Genomic DNA, 26593 nt, shown 5'->3' with positions numbered 1-26593 from the left:
GGTGGGCCGCCAGTGCCGCGGCACTGGCGCAGGACGCCCCGTATCCCGCTAAACCGGTCACCATCCTGGTCGGCTTCCCGCCCGGCACCGCGACCGACACCGTTGCCCGGATGCTGAGCGAGCGGCTGGCCCAGCGCATGGGTCAGCAGTTCATCGTGGAAAACAAGCCGGGCGCGGGCGGCTCGATCGCCGCGGGCCTGGGCGCCCGCGCCAAGCCCGACGGATACACCCTGATGATCGGCGCCTCGGCGCCCCAGGCCATCAACCCGCACGTCTATCCCAACCTGAACTACGACGCCCGCAAGGACTTCGCGCCTATCGGCCTGATCACCTGGCTGCCGTACCTGTTCGTCGTCAGCCCCGACAACCCCGCCCGAGACTTGAAGGGCTTCCTGGCGGCGGCGAAGGCCAAGCCCGGTCAGCTGACCTACGCCACCACCGGCATGGGCACGACCAGCCATCTGGTCACGGCCGTGCTGTTGTCCAAGGCCGGCGCAACCATGGTCCACGTGCCCTACAAGGGCAGCAGCCAGGGCCAGACCGACATCGTTGGCGGCCGCACCACCGCAACCTTCGACACGATGGTGTCCTCGCTGGCCATGGTCAAGTCGGGACGGCTGAAAGCGCTGGCGGTCAGCACGCCGGAACGCGTGGCCATGCTGCCGGACGTGCCGACCGTGGCCGAACAAGGCTTCCCGGGATTCGACATGGGTGCCTGGCTGGGCCTGATCGCACCCGCCGGCATCCCGCCCGCCATCCAGGAACGGCTGGCCCGCGAGATGAACGCCGTGCTGGCCGACACGGCCGTGCGCGACAAGCTGGGCGAGCTGGGCGCCCAGGTGCGCACCACGCCCACGCCCGCCGCCTTCGGCGCCATGATGAAGTCCGAATACGACGCCTGGGGCGCCATCGTCAGCGAATTCAAGGTCAAAGCCAATGACTGAACAGGACACCACCATGCAAGCCCGCCCCGACATGAGCCCGCAGGAACGCGACACCCGCGTCCAATTGGCCGCCTGCTACCGATTGGTGTCGCATTTCGGCATGAGCGACCTGATCTACAACCACATCACCGCGCGCATTCCCGGCACGGACGATCACCTGCTGATCAACCCGTACGGCATGATGTATGACGAAATCACCGCGTCCAGCCTGGTCAAGATCGATCTGGCCGGCAATATCCTCGCGCCGTCGTCCACCGGCTACGGCATCAACGCCGCGGGCTATGTCATCCACAGCGCGGTGCATGGCGCCCGGCCGGACGTGGGGTGCGTGATCCACACGCACACCCGCGCCGGCATGGCGGTATCGGCCCTGAAATGCGGCCTGCTGCCGCTGACCCAGACCGCCATGCGCTTCGCCAGGATTCCATATCACGACTACGAAAGCGTGGCCATCGACCTCAGCGAACGCGAGCGGCTGGTGGCGGACCTGGGCGCGTCCGAGGCGATGATCCTGCGAAACCATGGCCTGCTGGCCGCGGGGCCCACCATCGCCCAGGCATTCAATACCCTGTACTGGCTGGAGATGGCCTGCAAGGCGCAAGTGGACGCCCTGAGCGCCAACCGCGAGCTTTGCCTGCCTGCGCCCGACGTCATCGAGAAAACCTGGCACCTGTACCAGCCGACCACGCGCCGTCCCTTCGGCGAACTGGAATGGCCCGCCATGCTTCGCCTGATGGACCGCAAGGATCCCGGCTACCGGGAGTGACCGGGGCCCACCGCCCGCCCCTGTTCGCCGCGACGCGGCAGGCCCGCGCCTACTCGTCTCGCGGCAGCAGGTCCGCGCCCGCGGCATGGCTGGTGCCGGGGGGCAAGATGGCCGCCAGGCTGGTTCGTACTTCCAGAAAGTACGGGCGGTCGGATGCCAGGCCCCGCGCGATGGCCGCGTCCAGCTGATCCTCGCGCGTCAGATACTCGGCCTGCATGCCGAAGGCGCGCGCCATCATCGCGAAGTCCGGGCTGGACAGGTCCGTGCCCACATAGCGGCCCGGATACGTGCGCGCCTGATGCAGCCGGATCGACCCGTAGCAATTGTTGTTCGACACGATGAACAGAATCGGCAGGCCCCGCTCGGCCGCCGCCGCCATCTCGTTGCCCGTCATCATGAAGCCGCCATCGCCCACCATGCACACCACCTTGCGGTCGGGGTGACGCAGTTGCGTCGCCACCGCGGCCGGCGTGCCATAGCCCATGGCGCCGGATTGCGACGCCATCAACCGCTGCGGATACACAAAAGGAAAGTGCCGATACACGGGCGCGGCGAAGGTGCCGGCGTCCAGGCAGATCGCCACGTCGTTGGGCGCCTGTCGCGTCAGCGCCCGCACCACCGACACGAAGGGCACGCCGTCTTCCGCGTGGGGTTCCGGCCATACGGCGGTGCGCTGCTGGATGGCCCGCAACGACGCCGCCCAGTCGTCCCGCGCAAGGCCCCGGCCCGTCGCCGGCAGGTTGGCCAGCGCATGGGCGGTGGCCGCCGGGTCCGCCACCAGGCCGATATCGGCGGCGAAATGCTGGTTCACGATGTGCGGGTCGGGATAACAATGGACCAGCGCCTGCGACGGTTTGGGATGTGCCGGGAAGGCGTAGCCCTGGGTCGTGATGTCGCCCAGCCGCGTGCCCAGCGCCAGGATCAAATCGCTGGAATCAAATGCCGCCACCTGCGCCGCGGGCGTCGCCAAATCCAGGTCGCCGGCATACAGGGCATGCGTGTTGGGAAAAATATCGTGCTGCCGGAACGACACCGCCACGGGAACCGTGTGCCGCTCGGCCAGCCGCCGCAGCGCCTCGCGCCCGTCGGGCCGATTGAATGCGCCGCCCGCAATGATCAGGGGCCGGCGCGCCTGCGCCAGCGACCCATGGATGCGTTCCAACGTGCCGGGGGCCGGCTGCGCAGGGCTGTCCGGCGCCGCGGCCCACGCGGGCTGCGGCACGGCGGCCTGCTGCACGTCTTCCGGCACCACCATCACCACCGGCCCCGGCGTGCCCGACACCGCCACGCGGATCGCCTTGAAGGCCGCCGCCGCCAGTTCTTCCGGCATGGACACTTCGACCGCCCATTTGGCCATCGACCCGAACATCTTCTGGTAATCGATCTCTTGGAACGCTTCCTTGCGCACGTCCTTCTTCGGCACCTGGCCGATCAGCAGGATCATCGGCACGCCATCCTGCTGCGCGGCGTGCACGCCGATGGAGGCGTTGGTCGCGCCCGGTCCGCGCGACACCATCGCCACGCCCGGCCGCCCGGTCAGCCGCGCATCCGCGCCCGCCATGAACGCGGCGCCGCTCTCGTGGCGGCACGTCACCACGTCGATCCGCGGAAAGTCATACAGGGCGTCCAGCACCCCCAGATAGCTTTCGCCCGGCACCACGAAAACACGGTCGATGCCATGGGCGGCAAAGACCTTCAGCAACGCGTGGGAGGACGTGTTCGAGTCGGCGGATACGGTCATGGGCGGCGTCTGGAGTCAGGGTTGGAAGTCTGGGTCGAGTCCAGAAAATTCTAGATTGGCAAGGCGGGGCCGACTAGGCATACTCTGGCAATCAGATATACAAGAAACGCACACTAGAGACAGCGGCGCGCCCCCGCCCGCGGACCCGGGATGGACCTACGCAAGATCGAAAACCTGATCCACGTCGCCGATCAGGGCAGCTTCTCGAAAGCGGCCTCCGTGCTGGGCATCGCCCAGTCGGCGCTGGGCCGGCAAGTCAGGAAGCTCGAGGACGAATGCGGCTGCGCGCTGCTGTACCGCAATGGCCGCGGCGTATCGCTGACGCCGGACGGCGAAAAGTTGCTGGAGCGGCTGCGGCCGCTGTTGCGGCAAATGGACCACGTGGTCACCGAATTCCACAACGACCAGAAGTCACCGTCGGGCCAGGTCACGCTGGGCCTGACGCCAACGCTGAGCCATATGGTCGGCACGCGCCTGGTGGCCGAGGTCTGGAAGCGGCACCCGCGCATCCAGCTCAACATCATCACCGGATATAGCGGCTATGTGCACGAATGGCTGACGAACGCCCGAGTGGACATTGCCGTGCTGCACGACGCGCGCCGCTCGCAGCACATCGCGGTGGACCCGCTGGCCGAATTGGATCTGGCGCTGGTGTCGCCGCCGCAGAACCTGGCGCCCGCCGCGCGCGCCATGACGTCCATCGACTTCGATCAGTTGCGCGGCCTGCCGCTGGTGCTGCCCACGCGCAACCACGGCCTGCGCCGCACGCTGGAACATGCCGCCACGCAGGCGGACATGCCCCTGACCGTGGCGTTTGAAATCGACGCCCTGGAACTGATGAAAGAGATCGTGGCCGAAGGCCTGGCCCATACCGTGTTGGGTCTGCCCGCCGTGATCAAGGAGGTCGCCGCCGGCCAGTTGATCGCCCGGCGCATCACGCATCCGGGCCTGTCCACCCGCCTGATGCTTGCCACCGCCGCCAGCCGCCCCATGACGCAGGCGGTGAAGATCGTGCAGGGAATGCTGCGAGAGGTGCTGGCGCAGATGACGGCGGCGGAGCCTTATCGGGATGGGATGAGGATGGTGCCTGGCTAAGATGACGCCGTCCTGGCTATATCCACGCGCTCCCGGAATCCAGGTGTTGCTCCAATTCCATCGCATCATGCAGCACTCGCCCAACGACAAGCAGGCGCGTCTCCATCCGATAGATCAGAAAATGCCGGGGACGTTGCACGATGCCCGTCTCCGTACGCGCCCGTTCGCGGCTAAGCCGCAAATGCCAGGACCGGACGCCTGCGCCAAGCTCTGGCCGAGCAATGCTGCCGGCACGGTCCGGGGCAGCGGAAATATCGCGCATCGCGGCAACAAGCAAGGCGCCATAGCGCAGACGTGCTGCGTCGCCAAAGTTCCGATGGGTCCACGCCAAGATCTCGACCACGTCATGTTGCGCGACGTTGGACAGCCGATAGCCCATCGTCACTTCGCGGTCTTTGCCCGGCTGGCGGCTTCCGCTCCAAGCTTCCCGATGAAGTCTTCAAGTTGATCGTCGGCAACATCCGTAAAGCGACCTGCGGCGATGTCCGCCCATCCCTTGCCTGATGCGTCGCGAAGCGCGTCGAGTTTGGCCATTTCCAGGCGTTCGCGCTGCTCAATCAGACGCAGCCCTTCGCGCAGCACTTCACTGGCATTCTGGTAACGCCCTGATTGCACCAGGGTTTCCACGAAATCGTGCTGATGCTCACTGAGGACGACATTGCGTGTCGGCATGATGATCCGTCCCTACGGTTAGAACCCCGCCAGTATAGATGCCCATTGGCATATTATGCCAACGGGCCAGGGCGGCGTTCGCCCCCCTTCACCACCTGATGCACGAACTGCAGCTTGCCGACCACCTCGGTCGGCAGCACGAAGGGATAGAAATCCCGTTGCCCCATGCTGCGCGACAGCTCGTTCAACACCCCGGTCAGCGCCACCCAGGCGTTGAGGAGATCCAGGAAGGCCTGTCCGTCGGGATCTTGCGGATCGTAGAGCGACGCACTGGTGAACGGCTCGTAGGACTGCTCGACGGCCATCCGGGTGACGCCAAAGCTGATGGCCGTGTCCAGCGTATCCATCATGTGCAGGTAGTGCGCCCAGGTTTCGGCCCAGTCTTCCCATGGGTGGCAGGACGCATACGTGCTGATGAAATGCAGGTCCCAGTCCGCAGGCGGGCCCTGTTCGTAGTTGCGTTGCAAGGCTTGCGCGTAATCGGTCCGTTCGTCGCCGAACACCTGGCGGAACGGTTCCAGCCAAGAGCTGCCCGCAATCAGCTGGTCCCAGTAGTAATGGCCGATCTCGTGACGAAAGTGGCCCAGCAAGGTCCGGTACGGCTCACGCATGTCTTCGCGCACTTTCACGCGGTAGGCGTCATCGGCCTCCAGCACGTTGATGGTGATGAGGCCCTGCGCATGCCCCGTCAACAGCGGCGCGCCATCGGCGCCGGGCGCCAGCAAATCAAAGGCCAGGCCGCCGTCATCGGGTTCCACCGATCGGCGGATTGGCAGGCCCAGCGTCATCAGTTGCGCGATCATCTGGCGTTTGGCGGCTTCGACCTTGAACCAAAGGGGGCCGTTGTCCGGTATGGACAGGTCGGGAATCGTGCGGTTCAAGCTGCAGGCGGTGCACAGCGTGTCGGCGGATTGCGCCGGCAACAGCCAATTGCACAGGGCCGGCAGCGTGAAATTGGCACAACGCTTGTAGGTTCTGCCGCGCACCCTGCCCGCTTCCCGCAAGGTGCTGGACGAAACGCCTTCATCCAGCGCCAGCACATGGCCGCGCTTGGGGTCGAAGCCCAATTGCCGATGGCAGTTCAGGCATTCGGTGTTGGAAAAGAATATCGGCTGGCCGCACACGCATTGGAACGCCTTCGCGCGGGCATGCCGCACGCGCTGGCGTTTCGGGGCGCGCAGCTGGCGGTTGATCGCGTCGAAGAAATAGCTCATGCATCCGTCCCGGTGGGAAATTCGTCGATAGGCGCAACCGTCACGCGCACGTCTAGTTCGTGGCCGCCGCCCCGGATCACGCCGCGCAGGGGCGTGACGTCGCCGTAGTCCCGCCCATACGCCAGGATGACGTGCGCCGTGCCCGGCACCACGTCATTGGTGGGGTCCAGATCCACCCAGCCCGCATTGGCCGGCACCCCGGCGCAGTGCACCGAGACCCAGGCGTGCGAGGCGTCCGCTCCGATCAGCCGGGGCTGGCCGGGTGGCGGCTGCGACATCAGGTAGCCGCTGACGTATCGGGCCGGCAGGCCGATCGCGCGTAGACAGCCGATCATGACATGCGCGAAGTCCTGGCACACGCCCACCCTTTCCTGAAACGCCTGCAGTACGGGCGTGGACACCTGCGTATGCGCCGGCCGGTAGCAGAAGTCAGCGTGGATGCGGTGCATCAGGTCGATCGCCGCCTCGGCCACGGGCCGCCCGGCGGTGAACGACAGCAAGGCGTATTCCCGGAGTTCCGCGTGCAGCGGCACATAGGTCGACGGGAACGTGAACTCGACCTCGGGCGCGAACGGCACGGCGGGGTCGTAGCGCAGGCGCTGCGCCGCGGCCTCCCAGGGCAGCCCTGCACCCGGGTCAAGGCCGTCGAACCGGGCGTTGACCGTGACACGGCTGGTCGCCCGCACCGTCAACGATTCGTGCGGCGCGACCAATGCGAACGTGCAGCGCGTATTGCCGAACCCGTCGATGGTTTCACTGAAATCCGACGGCGCGGGCGTGACGGTCAGGCCGTAGCCTTCCACCACCTGGCACGCATCGCTCAACGGTCGCAAATACCCCAGATGGTGCGCCAATTCCACCGGCGAGTCATAGCGGTAGGCGGTTTCATGATCCACCCCAAGCGTCACGCCCGCAGCGCCAGCAAGGGGGTCGGGGGGCACAGGTGTCGGAAAGGTCATGGCGGTTGGGGGACGGGAGTGGCGGCGGGGGATTGGATGCGGGCGACTACGCCGACAGCGTCTGGCCATAGCCGGCTGCATGGCTGAAATAGCGCCGGCTGATTTCGTTGGACAGCGCGCTGGCGGCGGCGTCCAGTGTTTCAGACAACGCCAGCACGCCGGCATACAGGCCCTGCGTCTGTTCGCACAACGCCGCCAACGCCGGCCCGGCGTCTTCCGACGGCAGCAGCCCCAGCAGGTCCGTGGCGGGGCCGGCCACGGTGGCGGGCAGGCGCGCCACTTCCTTGCGAAGCACGCTGAGCACACAGGCGATGGAGCGCGGGTTGGCGGGCTCCTGCACCAGCAGGTTCAGCAGCGCAGGCACTTCCTGGCGGCCCGGATAGTAGGCACGATACGTGATCTTGCTATCGAACAGGTCCAGCAGGATATTGAACCCGCTGTCTCCCTGCACCGCATTGCGGCGGAACAGCTCGCCCAGCAGGCCCGCCATAGCCGACAGGCGTTCGATCTGCCGTCCGATGGTCAGCAGCCGCCAGCCGTCGTCGCGCGTCATGCGGTCGGTTTGCGAACCCGTGATGGCCGACAACTGCATGCCCAGGTTCTTCAGCGCGCGCAGCACTTCCGGCGCGGTCGCCGGCGCGTCGGCGTCGCGGTCCTTGGTGCCCAAGGCCATGCGCCTGAAAAGGTCGTTCGCCGTCACCACCAGCCGCCAATGGTCCGGCGACAGGCGGTCGCGGATCTGTCCCGCCGCGAACGCCAGCGCGCCCAGGTTGCGCGACACGCCGCCCTGGGCGTCTTCGCCCGCCAGTTCCGCGACCAGCGTGGATTCGAACATGCGCACCGACAGCGTCGGCGCGGCAGGCACCAGGCCGCTGCGCCGGCACAGCGCGGCGACGGCGGCGAACAGCTCGCCCGCGTTGTCCTCGTCGCTGTTCAGCCAGGTCAGCGCCACGTTGGCCAGCCGCACATCGTTTTCGGCGCGCTCGGTATAGCGGCCCATCCAGAACAGGTTTTCGGCCGCGCGGCTGGATACCGGGCGATGCGCGCGCACCAGGTCTTCGGGCCGTAACTGCGCGGGCAGCATCGAAAACGTGTCGACCGCCCCGCGGGTCGTGACCCAGGTATCCATGCTGCTGCCGCCGCGCTGCATCGACACGATCTGCTGTTCGCGGCTGGCGATGCGGGTCAGCCCGCCGGGCAACACGTTCCAACCGCCCTCGCCGTCGGCGATGACGAATACGCGCAGCATGGCGGCGCGCGGCACGATGCGGCCGGCGATCCAGCTGGGCGCCTGCGATAGCGGCAGGTATTCCTGGATGGTGTAGGCGTCCGGGTTGGCGGCGATGCGCGCGTGCAGCGCCTCGCGCTCGGACGGCGGGACCGCGCCGCCGATCACCGGTTCGAACCCGCCACGCGCATTGCTGGGATAGGTGGACTTGACCACGGCGCCCGGCAAGTTGGCCAACACCTGTTCGCGCGCCGCGGCCTCGCCGCACCACCATGACGGCAACGACGGCAGCAACAGGTCCGCGTCCAGCAGGCGGCGGCTGATGGCCGGCAAAAAGCCATTGATGGCGGGCGACTCCAGGAAGCTCGTGCCCAGCGAATTCGCCACCAGCACATTGCCCGCCCGCATCACCTGCAGCAGGCCGGGCACGCCCAGCGTCGAATCCGAACGCAGCTCCAGTGGGTCGCAAAAATCGTCGTCCAGCCGGCGCAGCACCGCATGCACGCGTTCCAGTCCGTGCAGCGTCTTCAGGTACAGCAGCTTGTCGCGCACGACCAGGTCGCCGCCTTCCACCAGGGTCACCCCCAGGTAGCGCGCCAGATAGGTCTGCTCGAAGTAGGTCTCGTTGTAGGGGCCCGGCGTCAACAGCACGATGCGCGGCGGCGTCTGCGCCGACAGCCCGCCGGGGCTAAGCTTGTACAGCATGTCCATCAGCCGCCGGTAGCTGGTGGCCAGATGCTGTACCCGCAGCTCCTGGAACGCTTCGGGGAACATGCCCGAGATGGTCAGCCGGTTTTCCAGCAGGTACCCCAGCCCGGACGGGGCTTGGGTGCGCTGCGACACGACCCACCAGCCGCCGTCGCTGGCCCGCGCCAGATCGAAAGCGGCGATGTGCAAGAACGTATCCCCCGGCGGCGTGTACCCGCGCAGGGGACGCAAATAACCCGGATGGCCCAACACCAGCGCAGGCGGAATCAGCCTGTCGGCCAGCAGTGTCTGCGGCCCGTAGACGTCGCCCAACACCCGGTTCAGCAAGGTGGCCCGTTGCCGCAGACCCTGTTCGATCGCGGCCCAGTCGGTATCGTTGATGACGAACGGCAGCAGGTCCAGCGACCAGGGCCGCGCCGAGCCATTGGCCTCGGCGTAGATGTTGTAGGTGATGCCGTTTTCGCGGATCTGGCGGGCCACCCCGTCGGCGCGCCGGTCCAGATCGGCAAAGCCGCCGGTGCCCAACAGCTCAAAAAAACGGGGCCACGGTTCACGCAGGCGGGTAGCGCCCGACGCGCCGGTGGTGTCGCGCAGCTCGTCGTAATGCCCGGGCCGTGCGGGCAATGCCGCATGGACCGCCAGGGATGCGACATCCTGCGACGGGTCCGTCTGAAAAAGAAATTGCGGCATAGCGGCTTTATCGCCGGCGGCTAGGCCGGGTTTCAACATGCGGTAAGGCTCAATCGTGCCTCAAATCCAACGAGAACGGAAATTCCCGGCTGGCCACGGCTGGCGCGACGTCCATGCGCCCCGGCGTATGACCGGTCTTTTCAAAGCGCGCCAGCCGGCGGCTCTCTGCCTCGTAGGAATTGACGGGGAACGATTCCGGGTTCAACCCGCCCGGATGCGCGACATGGTATTTGCAGCCTCCCAGCGATCGCTGGTTCCAGGTATCGACGATGTCCACGGTCAGTGGCACATGCACGGGGATGGTGGGATGCAGCGCCGACGGCGGCGCCCACGCCTTGTACCGGACGCCCGCCACGTATTCACCGACCCGGCCGGTGGGCTGCAACGGCAGCGCGCGGCCGTTCACCGTCACGACATAGCGGTTGCCATTCAGCCCCGACACCCGGATTTCCACCCGTTCCAGCGACGAATCCACATAGCGCACCGTCCCGGCGGACGAGCCCTCTTCGCCCATGACGTGCCAGGGTTCCAGCGCCCCACGCAACTCCAGATGGATGCCGCGTGCCGCGACGTCGCCGAACAGCGGAAAGCGGAATTCGAAATGGGGGGCAAACCAGGCGGGATCGAAGCCATAGCCGGCCTCGTTCAGATCGGCCAGCACGTCCTCGAAATCCATCTTCACGAACGTGGGCAGCAGGAACCGGTCATGCAGTTCGGTGCCCCAGCGCGTCAGCCGCGCCGTGTAAGGCGTCTTCCAGAAGCGCGCGATCAGGCCCCGCAGCAACAACTGTTGCGCCAGGCTCATGCGCGCGTGCGGTGGCATTTCAAAGGCGCGCAGTTCCAGCAGCCCCAGCCGGCCCGTGGCGCTGTCGGGCGAATACAGCTTGTCGATGCAGAATTCCGACCGATGGGTATTGCCGGTGACATCGACCAGGATGTTGCGCAAGGCCCGGTCGACCATCCACGGCGGGACGGCCGCGCCCGGCTCCGCGCAGCGCCGGTGGATTTCCTGGAACGCCAGTTCCAGCTCGTAGACCTGATCGTTGCGGGCTTCGTCGATACGAGGCGCCTGGCTGGTCGGCCCGATGAACAGGCCCGAAAACAGGTAGGACAGCGAGGGGTGATTCACCCAATACGCCAGCAGGCTGGCCAGCACGTCCGGGCGGCGCAGGAACGGGCTGTCGGCCGGCGTGGCGCCGCCCAACACGAAGTGGTTGCCGCCCCCCGTGCCGGTATGGCGGCCGTCCGCCATGAACTTTTCGGTGGACAGCCGGGTTTCGAATGCGGCTTCGTAAAGGAATTCGGTGTGGTCGACCAGCTCTGCCCAGTTGCTGGCCGGGTGGATATTGACCTCGATGACGCCGGGGTCCGGCGTCACTTGCAGCACCTGCAATCGCGGATCGCGCGGCGGTGGATAGCCTTCCATCACGATCTTCACGTCCAGGTCGCGCGCCGTGGCCTCGACCTGGGCGACAAGCGCCAGGTAATCCTCCAGGCGCGGCAACGGTGGCATGAACACATACAGGACGCCGTTGCGCGTTTCGACACACATCGCGGTCCGCGTCAGCCCGGCGGCGGACTCAAACTTCGCGGGCGCGCGGCTGCCCGGCATGCTGGCCGGCCCGCCGTTGGATGCGCCCGTGTCATTGCCCGCGGGGCCGGTTTCGTGGCGCGCGGCGGCGCGCAGGTTCTGCGTCAGCAACTGCGCCGGGCCCGGCAGCGAACGCCGCGCATCAAACGGGTCGCGCTCTACCGCCATGGGCGCGTCGGCCTCATCCGCCCACGGCAGCGAATCCAGGGGCAGGCGGTAGCCCATCGGGGAATCGCCGGGAAACAGATACATGCGCTCATCGCGCAGAAACCACGGGCCGGACACCCAGGGGCCGCCCTCGCCCGGCTGGATCGGCAAGGCGTAACCCACCACGCTGTCCAGCTTTTGCTCGAATACGCGGCGCAGGCGCGCCCGCTCCATCTCGTCGTCCAGCCGCGAATCGAACGGATCCACGTTGGCGGGCAGGCGGCGTTCACGCCATAAGTAATAGAAAACGTCTTCGTAGCCGGGCACGACATGCTGCCCGCTCACGCCCAGCCGCTCGCACAGCCTTGCCATGAACCGGCGCGCGTCGGCCACCTTGTACGTGCTGCGCTGGCGCTCATCGGCGAATAGCGCCGGATCGTCCCAGCATGGCTGCCCGTCCGTGCGCCAATAGATCGACAGCGCCCAGCGTGGCAGCTGTTCGCCGGGATACCACTTGCCCTGCCCGAAATGCAGGAAGCCGTTGCCGCCATAGCGCGTGCGCAACCGGTTCAACAATTCCAGCGCATAGCCGCGCTTGGTTGGCCCCAGGGCGGCGGTATTCCACTCCGCGCCTTCGCGGTCCGACACGGACACGAACGTCGGTTCGCCGCCCATCGTCAGGCGCACGTCCATGTGGTCCAGATGGTCGTCGATCTTGTCGCCCAGGTCGCGAATGGCGTGCCACTGCGCATCGGTATAGGGCTTGGTCACACGCGGAGACTCGAACACCCGCGTCACTTCCATCGTGTGCGTGAACACCACCTCGGCCTCGTCGACCGCGCCCGTGACTGGCGCGGCACTGCCGGGTTCGGGCGTGGCCGCCAGCGGGATGTGGCCTTCACCGGCCAGCAAGCCCGACGTCGGGTCCAACCCGATCCACCCCGCACCGGGCAGATAGACTTCGCACCACGCATGCAGGTCGGTAAAGTCCGATTGCGCTCCGCTGGGGCCGTCAAGCGCGCGCACGTCGGGTTTCAACTGGATCAGGTAGCCCGACACGAAGCGCGCCGCCAGTCCCAGATGGCGTAGCGCCTGCACCAGCAGCCACCCCGAATCGCGGCACGATCCGGCATTGCGCGTCAGCGTCTCTTCAGGCGTCTGCACGCCCGGCTCCATGCGGATCAGGTAGTTGATCTCTTGATGGATCTGCTGGTTCAGGCCCACCAGGAAGTCCACGGTGCGCTGCGGGCGCGCGTCCACGCGAGACAGGAACTCGGCAAAGCGCGGCGTGGCCTTGTCGCACACCAGGTACGGCGCCAGCTCACGGGCCAGGCCGTCGTCATAAGTGAAGGGAAAGGTCTCGGCGTCCGGCTCCAGGAAGAAGTCGAACGGGTTGTAGACCGCCATTTCGGCGACCAGATCCACGGTGATCTTGAATTCCCGCGTCTTGCCCGGAAAGTTCAGGCGCGCCAGGTAGTTGGCGAACGGATCCTGCTGCCAGTTGATGAAGTGGTCCGCCGGTTCGACGGTCAGTGAATACGACAGGATGGGGGTTCGGCTGTGCGGCGCGGGGCGCAACCGCAGCACTTGCGCCGACAGCCCCACAAGGCGGTCGTATTGGTATTGCGTAACGTGCTTGAGGGCTACGTGGATCGTCACTGCCATCTCCGGGTGGACTGGGGCGGCCGCAAAGCGGCCAATGCACTGCTACGGGTACACGCGGAGGGTTCAGTGGCTGGTCTGCACCTGCACCGACACGTTCATCGTCAACGCGGCGGCCGCGCCATGCAGCCATCGCACGGGCGAGGCCGATTCATAGTCGCGCGCCACCGCCAGCCGGCAATGGCCGTCGGACGCGAAGCAGGCGTGGCTGACGTCCACGCTGACCCAGCCATGCCGCGCCAGCCAGACATCCGCCCAACCATGGCTGGCGGCATCGTCGCCCGCCATGTGCCAATAGCCGCTGACGTAGCGGGCCGGCGTGCCGAAGCCGCGCACGCAAGCCAGCAGGAGATGGGTGTGGTCCTGGCTGCCGCCGCGCCCCGCCGCCAGCACCTGCGCCGCAGTCATCGGGGCATCGCCGAGCCCCGGCGCGTAGCCCACCCGTTCGCGGATGGCGGCGCTTAGCCGCAGCACGTCCTCGGGCGTCTGCATGCCGCCGGGAACGACGTGGCGGCAAAATTCCCGGATGCTGTCGTCGCACTGGGTCAACGCCGTCGGCACGCCGTAGATGTGGACGGGCAAGCGGTCGTCTTCGTCACCCACATGGCCCTGGGCCAACGGATGGATGTCCACCTGGCCCACCGCATGGATTTCGATTTCGCTATGGGTGCGATGCAGGGTCAGCGTGTGGATGACGTTGCCGTAGGCGTCCACCTGCGGCTGGATCTCGCCGGGCGTCTGGATCTGCCATCGCAGCGCATGCTGGTGGTCGTCGCGCCGCGGCGTCAGCCGTAGCGTCTGGATGCTGTAGTTCACCGGGGCGGCATAACGGTAGCGGGTCACGTGCTTGATGAGATGCTTCATGAAAATCTCCACACTGCAAAGTCACGCTGACAACGTCGGGGCCGTCCGCCCCCTGGCCCGGCGGGCATGACGTTCGATAGTAGCAATAGTGCGTTGAAATAATTAAGCAACTTGCATGCCAAGCGTGGAGGCTGACCGTTGTCGACAATTTCCCCTGGGAAACCGGGCCGCGCCGGCCCAGGCTTGAAGATCGCGGCTCCCCGGGACGACGCGTTTGGCACCAATGCGGTGCATGCTTCGCCCGATTGCGGGTCGCGCCGTCCGCGCGGTCCACAACCGGCCGCGCAGTCACAATCTTCAAACCGGCGGACAAATGTTCAATACGCCGGTTGGTGGCGCTGGCACATTGCAGGGGTTTTCCCACCCACGCATTCGCAGGAGTCATCCATGCCCATCACCGCTACCCCCACGCCCGGCGCCAAGCTGCTTTCCCCCAAGGACCACACGCTCATCATGATCGACTTCCAGTCGCAGATGGCGTTCGCCACCCACTCCATCGACGCCATCACGTTGCGCAACAACGCCGCGCTGGTAGCCCACGCCGCCGCAGGCTTCGGCGCGTCCACGATCCTCACGACGGTTGCCGAAAAGAGCTTTTCCGGCCCGATGTTCGACGAAGTCGTTCAGCCCTTTCCCGGCCAGACCCTGCTGGACCGCACGTCCATGAACACGTGGGAGGATGCCGCGGTGATCAAGCAGGTCAACGAGATCGGCAAAAAGCGCATCGTGCTGGCCGGCCTGTGGACCAGCGTCTGCATCGTCGGCCCGGCCTTGTCCGCGCTGGATCAGGGTTTCGAGGTTTACGTCATCACCGACGCGTGCGGCGACGTCTCGGTCGAAGCCCACAACCGCGCCATCGAGCGTATCGTGCAAGCGGGCGGCCAGCCGATCACGGCGCTGCAGTATCTGCTGGAAATGCAGCGCGACTGGGCACGCACGGATACCTACGACATGACGACCGGCATCGCCAAGCGGTTCGGCGGCGCCTATGGCCTGGGCATCATCTACGCCAAGACCATGTTCAACGCCCACGAAGGCTGATCGGAGTCCGCTGATGAAGGTCTACCTGGTTTCATTGGGGCTCGGCCTGCTGGTCGGGATTATCTATGCGCTTTTCAATGTGCGGTCTCCCGCGCCTCCCGTGATTGCCCTGGTAGGCCTGCTTGGCATCCTGGCGGGCGAACAGCTTCCCCCGCTGGTCAAACGCCTGCTGTCCGACGAGGCCACCCGCACGTCCTGGATTCACCAGCAGGTCAAACCGCACATGTTCGGCGAGCTGCCCAGTTGCCCCAAGCCCCCCGCCAACCCCGCCCAATCGACCCCGGATGCATGTGGAGACAAGCGCAATGCCTGACACCCCCGATACCGCGCGCCACGGCGCGCCCGACCTGATCCTGCATCAGGGCCGCTTCACGACGCTGGACCCCGCCAACCCGACGGCCGACGCCGTCGCCATCCAGGACGGCCGCTTCACGCGCGTGGGCACGGCCGCCGACATCCTGCCGCTGGCCGGCCCGCGCACGAAGGTCATCGGCCTGAACGGGCGCGGCGTGCTGCCGGGCCTGATCGACAACCACCTGCACATCATCCGCGGCGGGCTGAACTACAACATGGAGCTGCGTTGGGACGGCGTAACGAGCCTGGCCGACGCCATGTCCATGTTGCGCCGGCAAGTCGCCATCACTCCCGCTCCGCAGTGGGTGCGCGTGGTGGGCGGCTTCACCGAACATCAGTTTGCCGAAAAGCGCTTGCCGACCATCGAAGAGTTGAACGCGGTGGCGCCCGACACGCCCGTGTTCATTCTGCATCTGTACGACCGCGCGCTGCTGAACGCCGCGGCCTTGCGCGCCGTGGGCTACGACAAGACCACGCCGGCCCCGCCGGGCGGCGAGATCGTGCGCGACGCGGCCGGCAACCCCACGGGGCTGCTGCTGGCCAAGCCGAATGCGTCGATCCTGTATGCCACCCTGGCCAAAGGCCCGAAGCTGCCGTTCGACTATCAGCTGAATTCCACGCGCCATTTCATGCGCGACCTGAACCGGCTGGGCGTCACGGGCGCCATCGACGCCGGCGGCGGCTTCCAGAACTACCCCGAGGACTATCAGGTCATCCAGCAACTGGCCGACGCGGGCCAGTTGACGATCCGCCTGGCCTACAACCTGTTCACGCAAAAGCCCAAGCAGGAAAAGGAAGACTTCCTGAACTGGACCGCCACGTCGCAATACAAACAAGGCACGGACTACTTCCGCCATAACGGCGCTGGCGAAATGCTGGTGTTTTCCGCGGCCGACTTCGAAGACTTCCGCCAGCCGCGTCCCGAGATGGGACCCGAAATGGAAGGCGAACTGGAAGAAGTCGTGCGCATCCTGGCGCAGAACCGCTGGCCGTGGCGGTTGCACGCAACCTACGACGAAACGATTTCGCGCGCGCTGGACGTGTTCGAACGCGTCAACCGGGACGTGCCGCTGGCTGGCCTGAACTGGTTCTTCGACCACGCCGAAACGATTTCGGAACGCTCCATCGACCGCATCGCGGCGTTGGGCGGCGGCGTGGCCGTGCAGCACCGCATGGCCTATCAGGGCGAGTACTTCGTCGAACGCTATGGCGCGGGCGCGGCCGAAGCCACGCCGCCGGTCAAGCGCATGCTGGAGCAAGGCGTGAACGTGTCCGCCGGCACCGACGCCACGCGGGTGGCGTCCTACAACCCATGGGTGTCGCTGTCCTGGCTGATCACCGGCAAGACGGTCGGCGGCCTGCGGTTGACGCCGCAACGCAATTGCCTGGACCGCGACGCCGCGCTCCGCATGTGGACCGAAAATGTCACCTGGTTCTCGAACGAACAAGGCAAGAAGGGCCGCATCGCCGAAGGCCAGCTGGCCGACCTGATCGTGCCCGACCGCGACTTTTTCGCCTGCCCGGAATCCGACATCGCCGACACCGCCAGCCTGCTCACCATCGTGGGCGGCAAGGTCGTGTGGGGCGCCGGCGAATTCAGCCCCCACGACGAGGCCGTGCCGCCGCCGGCCATGCCGGACTGGTCGCCTACGCGGCTGTTCGGCGGTTATGGCGCTTGGGGCGACACCGAAGGCAAGCCCTTGCAAGCCGCCGTGCGCGAAGCCGCGTCCGGCTGCGCGTGCGCCAACGACTGCAATGTCCACGGCCATCAGCACGCGGGCGCCTGGGCCAGCCGACTGCCCGTCTCGGACCTGAAGGGCTTCTGGGGTGCGCTGGGTTGCGCATGCTGGGCCGTATGACGATGCGCGCGATAGTGACCTCGCGCGCCGTCCATTGGCTTGCCCTGCTGGCGCTATGCAGCGCCTATCTGCAGGGCGGCCTGGTCAAGCTGCTGGACTTCGATGGCGCCCAGGCGGAAATGGCGCATTTCGGCCTGCAGCCCGCCGCACTGGCGGCCGCTGCCGTTATTCTGCTGGAATTGGGCGCAAGCGCGCTGGTCCTGGCCGGCCGGCTGCGCTGGCTGGGCGCCCTGGCGCTGGCCGGCTTCACCGCCGCGGCGGCGCTGATGGCCAACCGGTACTGGGAAGCGCCCGCCAGCGCGCGTTTCATGACCATGAACGCGTTCTACGAGCACTTCGGACTGGCCGGGGCATGGGTCCTGGTCGCATGGCATGACTTGACGGGGCGCCCCCATGACAAGCGTTAACCGCAACACCCCTCCGCCCGCCGCCGTCGGCGGCATGGCCCCGCTCAAGCACACGCTGTTCGCCGTGCTGTGGGGCGCGACCATCCTGGGCAATATCGGCAGCTTCATGCGCGACGTCGCCAGCGCCTGGCTCGTCACCGATCTATCGTCCAACCCCGCCGCGGTCGCGATGATGCAGACGGCCGCCACGCTGCCGGTCTTTCTGCTGGCCATCCCCGCCGGCGTGCTGTCCGACATCCTGGACCGGCGCCGGTTCCTGATTGTCATCCAGGTGCTGCTGGCCTGCGTCAGTTTCACCCTGCTGATGATGGCCAAGACGAACACGTTGACGGTGGAATACCTGATCGCGCTGACCTTCCTGGGCGGCGTGGGCACCGCGCTGATGGGCCCGACCTGGCAAGCCATCGTGCCCGAACTGGTGCCCAAGGCCGAACTGAAAACGGCGGTGGGCCTGAACTCGCTGGGCATCAACATTGCGCGCGCCTTGGGCCCGGCCGTGGGCGGCCTGCTGCTGGCCGCGTTCGGCGCCGCCGCCGCGTACGGCGCGGACGTGCTCAGCTATGTGTTCGTGATCGGCGCCCTGCTCTGGTGGAAGCGGCCCAAGAAGGTGGACGACGGCCTGTCCGAACAATTCTTCGGGGCTTTCCGCGCCGGTGTGCGTTTCGCCCGCGCCAGCCATGAGCTGCACGTCGTGCTGCTACGCGCGGCCGTGTTCTTCATCTTCGCCAGTTCCGTCTGGGCGCTGTTGCCGCTGGTGGCACGGCGCATGCTGGGCGGCACCGCCGGCTTCTACGGCATCTTGCTGGGCGCCGTGGGCGTCGGTGCGATCCTGGGCGCAGTCGTCCTGCCCAAGCTGCGCCAGCGCCTGAACACGGACGGCCTGGTATTGGTTGCCGCCGCCCTCACGGCGGTCGTGATGGCGGCCCTGTCCTTCGCGCCCCCGCAATGGGCGGCGGTGTTGCTGCTGCTGCTGTTGGGCATGGGCTGGATCGTCGCGCTGACCACCTTCAACGGCGTTGCCCAGTCCATCCTGCCCAACTGGGTGCGCGGACGGGGCTTGGCGATCTACCTGATGGTCTTTAACGGCGCGATGGCCGCCGGCAGCCTGGGCTGGGGCTTGCTGGCGCAAGAAATCGGCGTGCCGGCGACCCTGCTTGCCGGCGCCGCCGGCCTGCTCGTCGCCGGACTCGTGCTGCACCGCATGCGCCTGCCCCAGGGCGAGGCCAATCTGGATCCCTCCAATCATTGGCCCGAACCGTTGCTGGATGCGCCGATCGAACATGACCGGGGTCCCGTCATGGTGCAGATCGAATATCGCATCCGCGTGCAGGATCGCCCGGCTTTCCTGCAAGCGCTCAAGGCGGTGGCGGAAGAACGCCGGCGCGACGGCGCTTACGCCTGGGGCATCGCGGAACATACCAGCGACCCCGAACGGGTGCAGGAGTGGTTCCTGGTGGAGTCCTGGGCGGAACACCTGCGCCAGCATCAGCGCGTGTCGCAGGCCGACGCCGATTTGCAGGGCGAAGCCCAGCGCTTTCACATCGGCCCGGAAAAGCCCGTGGTGCATCATTTCCTGGCATTGGACATCCGCCAGGCCAAGCCGGGGCCCGTGGCCTGACGGCGCGGCGGCCTCAGTGCGCCGAGGCGTCCAGGAAGCGGTGCACCACGCGCACCGCGGCCGCGCCTTCGGCGATGCTGGCCAATACGTGCTTGACCGACCCCGCCCGCACCGCGCCCACCGCGAACACGCCAGGCTGCGAGCTTTCATAGGCCCTCGCCTGCATGGAACCCGCCGCGGCACGCCCCGTATGGATGAAGCCCCGATCATCCGTGTCCAGGCAGCCGTCCAGCCATGCCGTGTTGGCCTCCGGCGCCCCCCGGCGCGAACCGTCCTGCATGCCCGTCGCCACAATCAGGCTGCGGGTTTCGATGACCTGTCCGTCGTCCAGCGAAATGCGATAGGGATAACAGTCGCTATCGAATGCATCCGCCGTGCGCAGGGGCAGCACATGCGATCCGAACCGGCGGCTCTGGACCTCGGCCCTGCGCAGCAGGCCGCCGCCGCACAACCCCGAGATGGTGCCCGGGAAGCCCGGCAACATGTCGGCGCGCCTGGAATCGGCGGCGCATAGGGACCCGCCCACCAGCAGCGTGTGCAATCCCTCGGACGCGGCGTAACTCGCTGCTGCCAGCCCCGCCGGACCGCCGCCAATCACCGCCAGATCCAGCACGGAATCTTCCTGTTCGGGCTTCGTCGTCGAACGCAGGATAGCCCCGCCGTAGGGCCGTTGGCGCAGATAGCTGATCCGGCGCAGCATGAAGGCGCGCAACACGACATCGGCAAATTCCGGTTCGGCCAGGATCAATTGCGCCAGCCCCGCCCGGCTGACGCGCAGCAACCGGCTAGCGGATTCCGCGCGCACCGTCACGGCGTTGGGGCGGTCGGTGAAAAGGTCCAGGCTGCCCGTGAACTCGCCGTCGCGATGGGTCAACAGGCGTTCCATCGTGCCGTCGGGCTCGCATTCCAGCACCTCGACATACCCTTCCAGGACGACATAGAACGCGCCCTCGCGCTCACCGCAGTTCAACAGGACACTGCCGCTGGCCGCCGAGATTTCTTCGCCATAGGACGCGGCCCGCAACATCAGGGCGGGAGGCAGCATCGGAAACGCCTGCGCATGCAAAGCCGGCAAATCGGCCGGGCGGCAGGCAGAGGCGGCAGATGCGCCAAGATGGTTGATGAACTCAGTCACGAATCCTCCGGGAAAGCGGCACGATACCGCGAACGGTAGCGCGCCGCTGCCGGCCGCGTCTTGCGCGCTTGCGCCCTGCTTTGTACGAAAGAGCAATGACGCGACGGCGGACTTACGACGCGTTCGCGCGGCGCCAGGCGCCCGGCGACACGCCCACCAGGCTGGTGAACACCCGCGTCATATGCGCCTGGTCGGCAAAACCGCACAACTGCGCGACATCGGTGATGGACCGTCCGGGCGCGCGCAACAGGTCTTGGGCCTTTTGCACGCGCTGCTCCAGCAGCCAGCGGTGCGGCGTCGTGCCGACCGTTTGCCGGAACGCCTTGATGAAGTAGCTGCGCGACAGGCCGCAGGCTTCGGCGATGTCGGCAATGGAATTGTCGTCCCGCACGGTGGCCAACAGCATGTCCTTGGCACGCGCTTCCAGGCTGCGCGACAACACGCGGCCGCCGCCTGCGTCCGCCCAGCCCGACGTCGCGCCCGCGCCGTAGCGCTCAAGCACATGGGTGCCGATGGCCAGGCTCAGGTGATCAACAAACAAGCCGCTGCTTTCCGCCGGCTGCTCCATCACGCAGCCCACCACCTTCGACAGATGCGCCAATACGGGGTCGTGCGAGCCCGCGCGCGGCAACAGGCTGCTGATGCGTGGCCCGCCTCTTTCGTCGTTCACGCGCTCGATGAACGCGCGCGACAGTTCGATCAGCACGAAGTCGAATCCGCCATTCAAGTCGGCGCGATAGTCGTCGTTGAAGTCCCGGATGTAGATCGAACCGGTGTCGAAGTCATGGGTCGATGCGTGATGGCCTTCCAGGATGCGCCGGCGGTGTCCGTCCTGCATCGCCACGCCGACGAGAAAACCGCGGTCGGAGGCCGGCGTCGAGACATTACCGAAGTGTTCCCGGGCGGTGCTCTTGCGATAGAAGGTCAGGCCTCCGCCTTCGAATTGCTGATTCACCAGCAATTTGCTGGCCGCGCACCCTAACGCGTCGGTGGACGGCGGCGGCATCGGCGCGGGATCAAGGGACAGGCGTTGACGGGCAGGCATGGATAAGGTCCCCAGGGTGCGGCGAACGCGTAACTGGCGAGAAGATAGCAGGCTATATTGCTATGCAACAAGCGCCGTCATGAATTTTTGCAAGCTTGCCACGCACGCAGCTCCGGTTCGATTTCCTAACGCGGCAATGCGGGCGCTGGCGTCAACGGTCCGATGGGCTGCCCGGAGCGCGATGGCATCGGTGGAAGCCGGGGCTGGGCCGGTCCGCTCCATGGGGCGGGCGCCGGACTTGCACCCGGTTTCGCCCCCGGCATCGAAGAACCGGCACCCGCACAAGACGTACCCAGGCATGGCGCGGGGTTTCGTCCGGGATCCACCGTCTTCGGGCACGAGGTTCCCAGACATGCATCAGGCAACGTGCGCGCCGACGGCGGCGGCTGCGGCACGCTTGGCACGCCGTCCCGCGCCAGGGCGGGAGCAGCGGCCAGCGCCATCGACGCAGCAAGAATCAGGGCTTTCATGACGGCTCCGTGACAAGACGGCATGCCGGTCAGTGTGCGCCCATCCTTACCGCATCGCAAGACGCAGCACCCGCCGTCAGGGTCAATCCAACCGGATATCGGCGCTTTGCACCACCTTGGCCCAACGGGCGCGCTCGCTGTTGAAGAACTGCGTCAGCTCGGCGGGATTGCGGGTCACGATCTCGGCGCCCTGCTCGTTCAACTGCGCCTTCACGTCCGGCTGGTTGACGATCTGCGCCATCAGCATCGCCAGCTTTTCCGCCACGGGGTCCGTCGTCGTGACGGGCGCCATCACGCCTTGCCACGTGCCCGATTCAAATCCTTTGACGCCCTGCTCCGAAATGGTGGGGATGTCCGGCACCAATTGCATGCGTTCGCCCTTGGAAATCGCGATCGGCCGCAGCTTGCCCGCCTTGATGTGCGGCAACGTGGCCAGCAGCCCGTTCATGATGATCTGCGTCTGCCCGCCGATCGTGTCCGTGACCGCCTGTGAACCGCCCTTGTAAGGAACGTATTCCCACTGGGCGCCGGTGGCCTGTTGCACCGCGACCGCGGCCAGGTGCGGCGCGCTGCCGATCGCCGTCACGGCGAAGTTCAGCCGTTGCTGCTTCGATAGCGCCACCAGTTCCTGCACGGTCTTGGCCGGCACGTCGGGATGCACGGCCAGCACGTGCGGCGAATACGCCAGCATGCTGACGGCGCGCAGGTCCTTGGACGGGTCGAACGACAATTTGGTGTAGACGGACGGGCTGATCGCCAGCGCACCCACGTCGCACAGCAGCACGGTATGGCCTTCCGCCGCCGACTGCACGACCAGGCCGGCGCCCAGGTTGCCGTTGGCGCCCGGCTTGTTCTCCACGACCACCGTCTGCTTGAGCGCGTCGGCCAGGCGCGGCGCCAGGATGCGCGCGATGATGTCCGACGATCCGCCGGGCGGGTACGGCACGATGATGCGCACGGGGCGCGTCGGCCAGTTGGCGGCAGCGCCGGCCGTCGATGCGTTGGCCTGTTGCGCCCAGGCGGGCACCCACGGCGACAGGCAAAGCGCCGCGGCGCCGCCCAGGAATTGCCTCTTGCTTACATTCATGCTGTCTCCACACGGTTTGATGTGTTGTCGGTCAATCGGGCGCAGGCGGCTGTATCGCCGCCTTGCGCAAAACTCAGGCGGCGCCCCGCGTTTCAACGTACAGGGCGTAAAGGGAATGGCTGCTGGCCATGAACAGGCGGTTGCGCTTGGCGCCGCCAAAACACAGGTTGGCGCAGCGCTCGGGCAGCCGGATGTGGCCGATGGGCTTGCCGGCGGGGTTGAACACCATTACGCCATCCAGCTCGTCGGATTTGGCATTGGGCGCGCCGTTGCTGCCCCAGCCGCACCACAGGTTGCCGTCCTCGTCGCACTTGATGCCGTCGATGGCGCCGGGGCCTTGCGCGTCCACCACCACCCGCTTGCCCGACAATGCGCCGTCCGCGCCCACGTCGTAGGCCCAGATCACGCGATTGGGCTGATGACGCGACTCCACCACGTACAGCCGCTTTTCGTCAGGCGAAAAGCACAGTCCGTTGGGGCCGGCCAGGTCGTCCACCGCGCGCGTCACGCGGCCGTCCGACGGGTCGATGCGGTACACGCCATGCGGCAGTTCGGGCTTGGCCTTGTCGCCCTCCCAGTGGCCGCCGATGCCGAACGGCGGGTCCGTGAACCAGACGGCGCCATTGCGCTGGCAGATGATGTCATTGGGGGAATTGAAGCGTTTGCCGTCGAAGCGGTCGGCCAATACGGTGATCGACCCGTCGTACTCCGTGCGCGTGACGCGCCGCGTCAGGTGTTCGCAGGTCAGCAAGCGGCCTTGCCGATCGCGCGCCAGTCCGTTGCTGAAGTTGGCGGGTTGACGGAATACGCTGATCGCGCCCGTGGTTTCGTCCCAACGCAAGATGCGGTCGTTGGGAATGTCGGACACCAGCAGATAGCGCCCGTCGCCGACCCAGACGGGCCCTTCCAGCCACCGAAAGCCGCTGGCCAGTTGCTCGACGCTGCTGCTGTAGATGCGGTACTTGGAAAATTCCGGGTCCAGGATGCGCACGGACGGGTCCGGATAACGCTGCTGCGGCGTAAAGCTGAACGACTGCGCTTGTGCCAGCGCGGCCGGTCCCAGCGCCAACGCGGCGCCCAGCAGCCGGCGGCGGCCGGGCTGGGCCAAGGGGGCATGCTCCATCGGTGTCTCCTCTGTTATCGGTGTATTGCGATGGCAATGCGGCAAGGCTACGTGCGGGTCTCAGGTCACCGGGCCGGGATTGAACAGCGCCAGGGCGTTGTGCAGCTTGAGCTTTTCCGCACAGGTCTGCTGCCGGCCGCTGGCCACATCCAGCATCAGCCGGAACAGCTCCCAACCCACGTCTTCGATCGAGGCCTGGCCCGTGGCGATGCGCCCGGCGTTCACGTCCATCAGGTCATGCCAGCGGCGCGCCAGGCTGTCGCGCGTGGCCACCTTGATCACCGGCACCTGGGCCAGCCCGTAAGGCGTGCCCCGGCCGGTGGTGAAAATGTGCAGGTTCATGCCGGCGGCCAACTGCAAGGTGCCGCAGATGAAATCGCTGGCGGGCGTGGCCGCGAATATCAGGCCCTTTTGCGTCAGGCGGTTGCCGGGCGACAGCACCCCATGGATGGGCGACGAGCCCGACTTCACGATCGACCCCATCGCCTTTTCGACGATGTTCGACAAGCCGCCCTTCTTGTTGCCCGGACTGGTATTGGCGCTGCGATCGGCCATGCCCCGCTGCAGGTAATCGTCGTACCAGGCCATCTCGCGCACCAGCGCCTCGGCCACCTCGGGCGTGGCGGCGCGTGCGGTCAGCTGGTCGATGCCGTCGCGCACTTCGGTGTTCTCGGAAAACATGACCGTGCCGCCCGCCCGCACCAGCAGGTCCGTCGCAAAGCCCACGGCCGGGTTGGCGGTCACGCCGGAAAACGCGTCGCTGCCCCCGCACTGCACCCCGACGGTCAGGTCCGACACCGGACACGTTTCCCGCCGGCGCGCGTTCAGTTTTTGCAGATGGCGTTCGGCCGTGCGCATGATCAGGTCGATCATGGACTGGAAGCCGACGTTCTCTTCGTCCTGCAATACGATGGTGTCCACGCCCTCGCCTTCGGCGCCCATGCCCTCGCCCGCGCGGATCGGGATGGCGCCCGGTGCCAGCAGGCGCTCGGGCTGGAGCTTTTCGCATCCCAGGCTGACCACCATCGACGTGCCGCCGAAATTCGGGTTGCGCGCAATGTTGTGCAGGGTGCGGATGGGGATCGCGGCGCCGGGCGCATCGATGGCCACGCCGCAGCCATAGGTGTGCTCGATACCGACCACATCGTCCACATTGGGATAGCGCGGCAGCATCTCCTGCCGGATCCGCGCCACCGCGTGTTCGACCACGCCCTGCACGCACTGCACGGTCGTGCTGATGGCCAGAATGTTGCGCGTACCCACGGTGCCGTCCGCGTTGCGATAGCCTTCGAAGGTATAGCCTTCCAGCGGCGGCAACGGCGCAATGCGCGTGCCCACGGGCAGATCCTGCAACGTGCGCGCCGCCGGCATGGTCGTGACGCGTTCATTGATCCAGCTGCCGCGCGGCAAGGCTTTCGCGGCGAAGCCGACCACCACGTTGTAGCGCACGACGGCGTCGCCTTCGGCCAGATCGGTCAACGCAACCTTGTGCCCCTGCGGCACCGTGTCCACCAACCGCAGCCCGTCGGGCAGTTCGGTGCCGGCGGGCAAGCCGCCCTCGTTGGCCACGATCGCCACATTGTCCTGGGGGTGAATCTTGATAAGCACCGGCGCTTGATCTGCCGCAACCTGCATGAAGAGTCCTTTCACATGGGGATGCGCGTAGACCGCATCCGATACGTTATCGTACAACTAAGAGAATATCCTCGAACAGTATCAGAAATAAATTTCGGGTTTCCCCTTGTCTACAAGTGGCTTCATAGGGAAACTGGTCTTGAAACGATTAAATTCATGTTGTACGATGACTTACCTTTTCAACCCCCGCCCACCGTTCAAGGCCGCAACACCAGCCCGCAACGGACACACCGGACGATCGCGCTATGACTACCCCGCAGGAACTCAAGGAAATTGTGTCGGAAGGACTGCTCTCCTTCCCCGTGACGGACTTTGACCAGAACGGCGATTTCAACGCCAAGACCTACGCCGCCCGCCTTGAATGGCTGGCTCCGTATGGCGCCACCGCCCTCTTCGCCGCCGGCGGCACCGGCGAGTTCTTCTCCCTGGCCCCCCAGGAATATTCGGACGTCATCCGCACCGCCGTCCAGACCTGCGCCGGCAAGGTGCCCATCCTGGCAGGCGCAGGCGGCCCCACCCGCACCGCCATCGCCTACGC

22 protein-coding genes are annotated in these 26593 nt (G+C 66.7%); 9 read left to right on the top strand and 13 right to left on the bottom strand.

What is annotated here, in order from left to right; all coding sequences use genetic code 11:
• The coding region (locus ACE039_RS04455; protein ID WP_485821769.1) for a Bug family tripartite tricarboxylate transporter substrate binding protein at positions 1-944 on the top strand (944 nt) is incomplete at its 5' end.
• Positions 937-1710 carry a class II aldolase/adducin family protein gene (locus tag ACE039_RS04450; RefSeq protein ID WP_485821768.1) on the top strand — a complete coding sequence of 258 codons (774 nt, stop codon included), beginning with the start codon at positions 937-939 and terminating at the stop codon, positions 1708-1710. The genes ACE039_RS04455 and ACE039_RS04450, both read left to right, overlap by 8 nt.
• 49 nt (positions 1711-1759) lie before the next feature.
• On the opposite strand, the gene ACE039_RS04445 is transcribed toward ACE039_RS04450, so the two are convergent.
• Positions 1760-3451 carry a thiamine pyrophosphate-dependent enzyme gene (locus tag ACE039_RS04445; protein ID WP_485821767.1) on the bottom strand — a complete coding sequence of 564 codons (1692 nt, stop codon included), beginning with the start codon at positions 3449-3451 and terminating at the stop codon, positions 1760-1762.
• Between the two features lie 150 nt (positions 3452-3601).
• Between ACE039_RS04445 and ACE039_RS04440 the strand changes: the two genes are divergently transcribed.
• Positions 3602-4546: a LysR family transcriptional regulator gene (locus ACE039_RS04440; protein WP_448708062.1), complete on the top strand. Its 945-nt coding sequence runs from the start codon at positions 3602-3604 to the stop codon at positions 4544-4546.
• A 16-nt stretch (positions 4547-4562) separates the two neighbouring features.
• On the opposite strand, the gene ACE039_RS04435 is transcribed toward ACE039_RS04440, so the two are convergent.
• The 7 genes from ACE039_RS04435 to ACE039_RS04405 all read right to left on the bottom strand — a co-directional run bounded on the left by ACE039_RS04435 (position 4563) and on the right by ACE039_RS04405 (position 14281).
• Positions 4563-4925 carry a type II toxin-antitoxin system RelE/ParE family toxin gene (locus ACE039_RS04435; RefSeq protein WP_485821790.1) on the bottom strand — a complete coding sequence of 121 codons (363 nt, stop codon included), beginning with the start codon at positions 4923-4925 and terminating at the stop codon, positions 4563-4565.
• Between the two features lie 2 nt (positions 4926-4927).
• A complete protein-coding gene (locus tag ACE039_RS04430) occupies positions 4928-5218 on the bottom strand; it encodes a type II toxin-antitoxin system ParD family antitoxin (protein WP_448708061.1) in 291 nt (96 codons plus the stop codon).
• A gap of 53 nt (positions 5219-5271) precedes the next feature.
• Positions 5272-6432: a zinc-binding metallopeptidase family protein gene (locus ACE039_RS04425; protein ID WP_448708060.1), complete on the bottom strand. Its 1161-nt coding sequence runs from the start codon at positions 6430-6432 to the stop codon at positions 5272-5274.
• On the bottom strand, positions 6429-7391 hold the full coding sequence (locus ACE039_RS04420) for a transglutaminase family protein (protein WP_485821766.1): 963 nt from the start codon (positions 7389-7391) through the stop codon (positions 6429-6431). Before ACE039_RS04420 ends, ACE039_RS04425 begins: the two co-directional genes overlap by 4 nt.
• 46 nt (positions 7392-7437) lie before the next feature.
• On the bottom strand, positions 7438-10017 hold the full coding sequence (locus ACE039_RS04415; RefSeq protein WP_485811519.1) for a circularly permuted type 2 ATP-grasp protein: 2580 nt from the start codon (positions 10015-10017) through the stop codon (positions 7438-7440).
• Positions 10018-10066: 49 nt separating this feature from the next.
• On the bottom strand, positions 10067-13414 hold the full coding sequence (locus ACE039_RS04410) for a transglutaminase family protein (RefSeq protein ID WP_448708056.1): 3348 nt from the start codon (positions 13412-13414) through the stop codon (positions 10067-10069).
• A gap of 69 nt (positions 13415-13483) precedes the next feature.
• Positions 13484-14281, bottom strand: a complete 798-nt coding sequence (locus tag ACE039_RS04405; RefSeq protein WP_448708055.1) for a transglutaminase family protein — start codon at positions 14279-14281, stop codon at positions 13484-13486.
• Between the two features lie 387 nt (positions 14282-14668).
• Here ACE039_RS04405 and ACE039_RS04400 point away from each other — a divergent pair, with 387 nt between their 5' ends.
• Genes ACE039_RS04400 through ACE039_RS04380 form a run of 5 tightly spaced genes read left to right on the top strand, consistent with a single transcriptional unit; the run spans position 14669 to position 19560 of the window.
• Complete coding sequence (locus tag ACE039_RS04400) at positions 14669-15322, top strand: isochorismatase family protein (protein ID WP_448708054.1); 654 nt, start codon at positions 14669-14671, stop codon at positions 15320-15322.
• A gap of 13 nt (positions 15323-15335) precedes the next feature.
• Positions 15336-15635, top strand: a complete 300-nt coding sequence (locus ACE039_RS04395) for a XapX domain-containing protein (protein ID WP_105557329.1) — start codon at positions 15336-15338, stop codon at positions 15633-15635.
• Complete coding sequence (locus ACE039_RS04390; RefSeq protein WP_485821765.1) at positions 15628-17535, top strand: amidohydrolase; 1908 nt, start codon at positions 15628-15630, stop codon at positions 17533-17535. Before ACE039_RS04395 ends, ACE039_RS04390 begins: the two co-directional genes overlap by 8 nt.
• On the top strand, positions 17520-17942 hold the full coding sequence (locus ACE039_RS04385) for a DoxX family membrane protein (RefSeq protein ID WP_485821764.1): 423 nt from the start codon (positions 17520-17522) through the stop codon (positions 17940-17942). The genes ACE039_RS04390 and ACE039_RS04385 overlap by 16 nt, the downstream gene beginning before the upstream one ends.
• On the top strand, positions 17929-19560 hold the full coding sequence (locus ACE039_RS04380; RefSeq protein ID WP_485821763.1) for an MFS transporter: 1632 nt from the start codon (positions 17929-17931) through the stop codon (positions 19558-19560). Before ACE039_RS04385 ends, ACE039_RS04380 begins: the two co-directional genes overlap by 14 nt.
• A 13-nt stretch (positions 19561-19573) precedes the next feature.
• On the opposite strand, the gene ACE039_RS04375 is transcribed toward ACE039_RS04380, so the two are convergent.
• The 5 genes from ACE039_RS04375 to garD form a co-directional block, all read right to left on the bottom strand.
• Positions 19574-20605, bottom strand: coding sequence for a cyclic nucleotide-binding domain-containing protein (locus ACE039_RS04375; protein WP_485821762.1), 1032 nt, complete (start codon positions 20603-20605; stop codon positions 19574-19576).
• Positions 20606-20807: 202 nt separating this feature from the next.
• Entirely contained in the window at positions 20808-21740 is a 933-nt protein-coding gene (locus ACE039_RS04370; RefSeq protein WP_485821761.1) for a helix-turn-helix transcriptional regulator, read from the bottom strand.
• 552 nt (positions 21741-22292) lie between these two features.
• Entirely contained in the window at positions 22293-23297 is a 1005-nt protein-coding gene (locus ACE039_RS04365; RefSeq protein ID WP_310028063.1) for a Bug family tripartite tricarboxylate transporter substrate binding protein, read from the bottom strand.
• 73 nt (positions 23298-23370) lie between these two features.
• Positions 23371-24420: an SMP-30/gluconolactonase/LRE family protein gene (locus ACE039_RS04360; RefSeq protein WP_485821760.1), complete on the bottom strand. Its 1050-nt coding sequence runs from the start codon at positions 24418-24420 to the stop codon at positions 23371-23373.
• Between the two features lie 60 nt (positions 24421-24480).
• Positions 24481-26055: a galactarate dehydratase gene (gene garD / locus ACE039_RS04355; RefSeq protein WP_448708964.1), complete on the bottom strand. Its 1575-nt coding sequence runs from the start codon at positions 26053-26055 to the stop codon at positions 24481-24483.
• Between the two features lie 245 nt (positions 26056-26300).
• Here garD and ACE039_RS04350 point away from each other — a divergent pair.
• A partial coding sequence (locus ACE039_RS04350) for a dihydrodipicolinate synthase family protein (protein ID WP_485821759.1) occupies positions 26301-26593 on the top strand: 293 nt, incomplete at its 3' end.

This window comes from Achromobacter maghribensis, from assembly GCF_057334215.1.
This window is presented reverse-complemented; position numbering and strand designations above follow the sequence as displayed.

Excerpts from the sequence above, each read along its gene's own strand:
- ACE039_RS04450 (WP_485821768.1), top strand. The coding sequence starts at position 937 with ATGACTGAACAGGACACCACCATGCAAGCCCGCCCCGACATGAGCCCG.
- ACE039_RS04445 (WP_485821767.1), bottom strand. The coding sequence starts at position 3,451 with ATGACCGTATCCGCCGACTCGAACACGTCCTCCCACGCGTTGCTGAAG.
- ACE039_RS04440 (WP_448708062.1), top strand. The coding sequence starts at position 3,602 with ATGGACCTACGCAAGATCGAAAACCTGATCCACGTCGCCGATCAGGGC.
- ACE039_RS04435 (WP_485821790.1), bottom strand. The coding sequence starts at position 4,925 with ATGGGCTATCGGCTGTCCAACGTCGCGCAACATGACGTGGTCGAGATC.
- ACE039_RS04430 (WP_448708061.1), bottom strand. The coding sequence starts at position 5,218 with ATGCCGACACGCAATGTCGTCCTCAGTGAGCATCAGCACGATTTCGTG.
- ACE039_RS04425 (WP_448708060.1), bottom strand. The coding sequence starts at position 6,432 with ATGAGCTATTTCTTCGACGCGATCAACCGCCAGCTGCGCGCCCCGAAA.
- ACE039_RS04420 (WP_485821766.1), bottom strand. The coding sequence starts at position 7,391 with ATGACCTTTCCGACACCTGTGCCCCCCGACCCCCTTGCTGGCGCTGCG.
- ACE039_RS04415 (WP_485811519.1), bottom strand. The coding sequence starts at position 10,017 with ATGCCGCAATTTCTTTTTCAGACGGACCCGTCGCAGGATGTCGCATCC.
- ACE039_RS04405 (WP_448708055.1), bottom strand. The coding sequence starts at position 14,281 with ATGAAGCATCTCATCAAGCACGTGACCCGCTACCGTTATGCCGCCCCG.
- ACE039_RS04400 (WP_448708054.1), top strand. The coding sequence starts at position 14,669 with ATGCCCATCACCGCTACCCCCACGCCCGGCGCCAAGCTGCTTTCCCCC.
- ACE039_RS04395 (WP_105557329.1), top strand. The coding sequence starts at position 15,336 with ATGAAGGTCTACCTGGTTTCATTGGGGCTCGGCCTGCTGGTCGGGATT.
- ACE039_RS04390 (WP_485821765.1), top strand. The coding sequence starts at position 15,628 with ATGCCTGACACCCCCGATACCGCGCGCCACGGCGCGCCCGACCTGATC.
- ACE039_RS04385 (WP_485821764.1), top strand. The coding sequence starts at position 17,520 with ATGCTGGGCCGTATGACGATGCGCGCGATAGTGACCTCGCGCGCCGTC.
- ACE039_RS04380 (WP_485821763.1), top strand. The coding sequence starts at position 17,929 with ATGACAAGCGTTAACCGCAACACCCCTCCGCCCGCCGCCGTCGGCGGC.
- ACE039_RS04375 (WP_485821762.1), bottom strand. The coding sequence starts at position 20,605 with ATGCTGCCTCCCGCCCTGATGTTGCGGGCCGCGTCCTATGGCGAAGAA.
- ACE039_RS04370 (WP_485821761.1), bottom strand. The coding sequence starts at position 21,740 with ATGCCTGCCCGTCAACGCCTGTCCCTTGATCCCGCGCCGATGCCGCCG.
- ACE039_RS04365 (WP_310028063.1), bottom strand. The coding sequence starts at position 23,297 with ATGAATGTAAGCAAGAGGCAATTCCTGGGCGGCGCCGCGGCGCTTTGC.
- ACE039_RS04360 (WP_485821760.1), bottom strand. The coding sequence starts at position 24,420 with ATGGAGCATGCCCCCTTGGCCCAGCCCGGCCGCCGCCGGCTGCTGGGC.
- garD (WP_448708964.1), bottom strand. The coding sequence starts at position 26,055 with ATGCAGGTTGCGGCAGATCAAGCGCCGGTGCTTATCAAGATTCACCCC.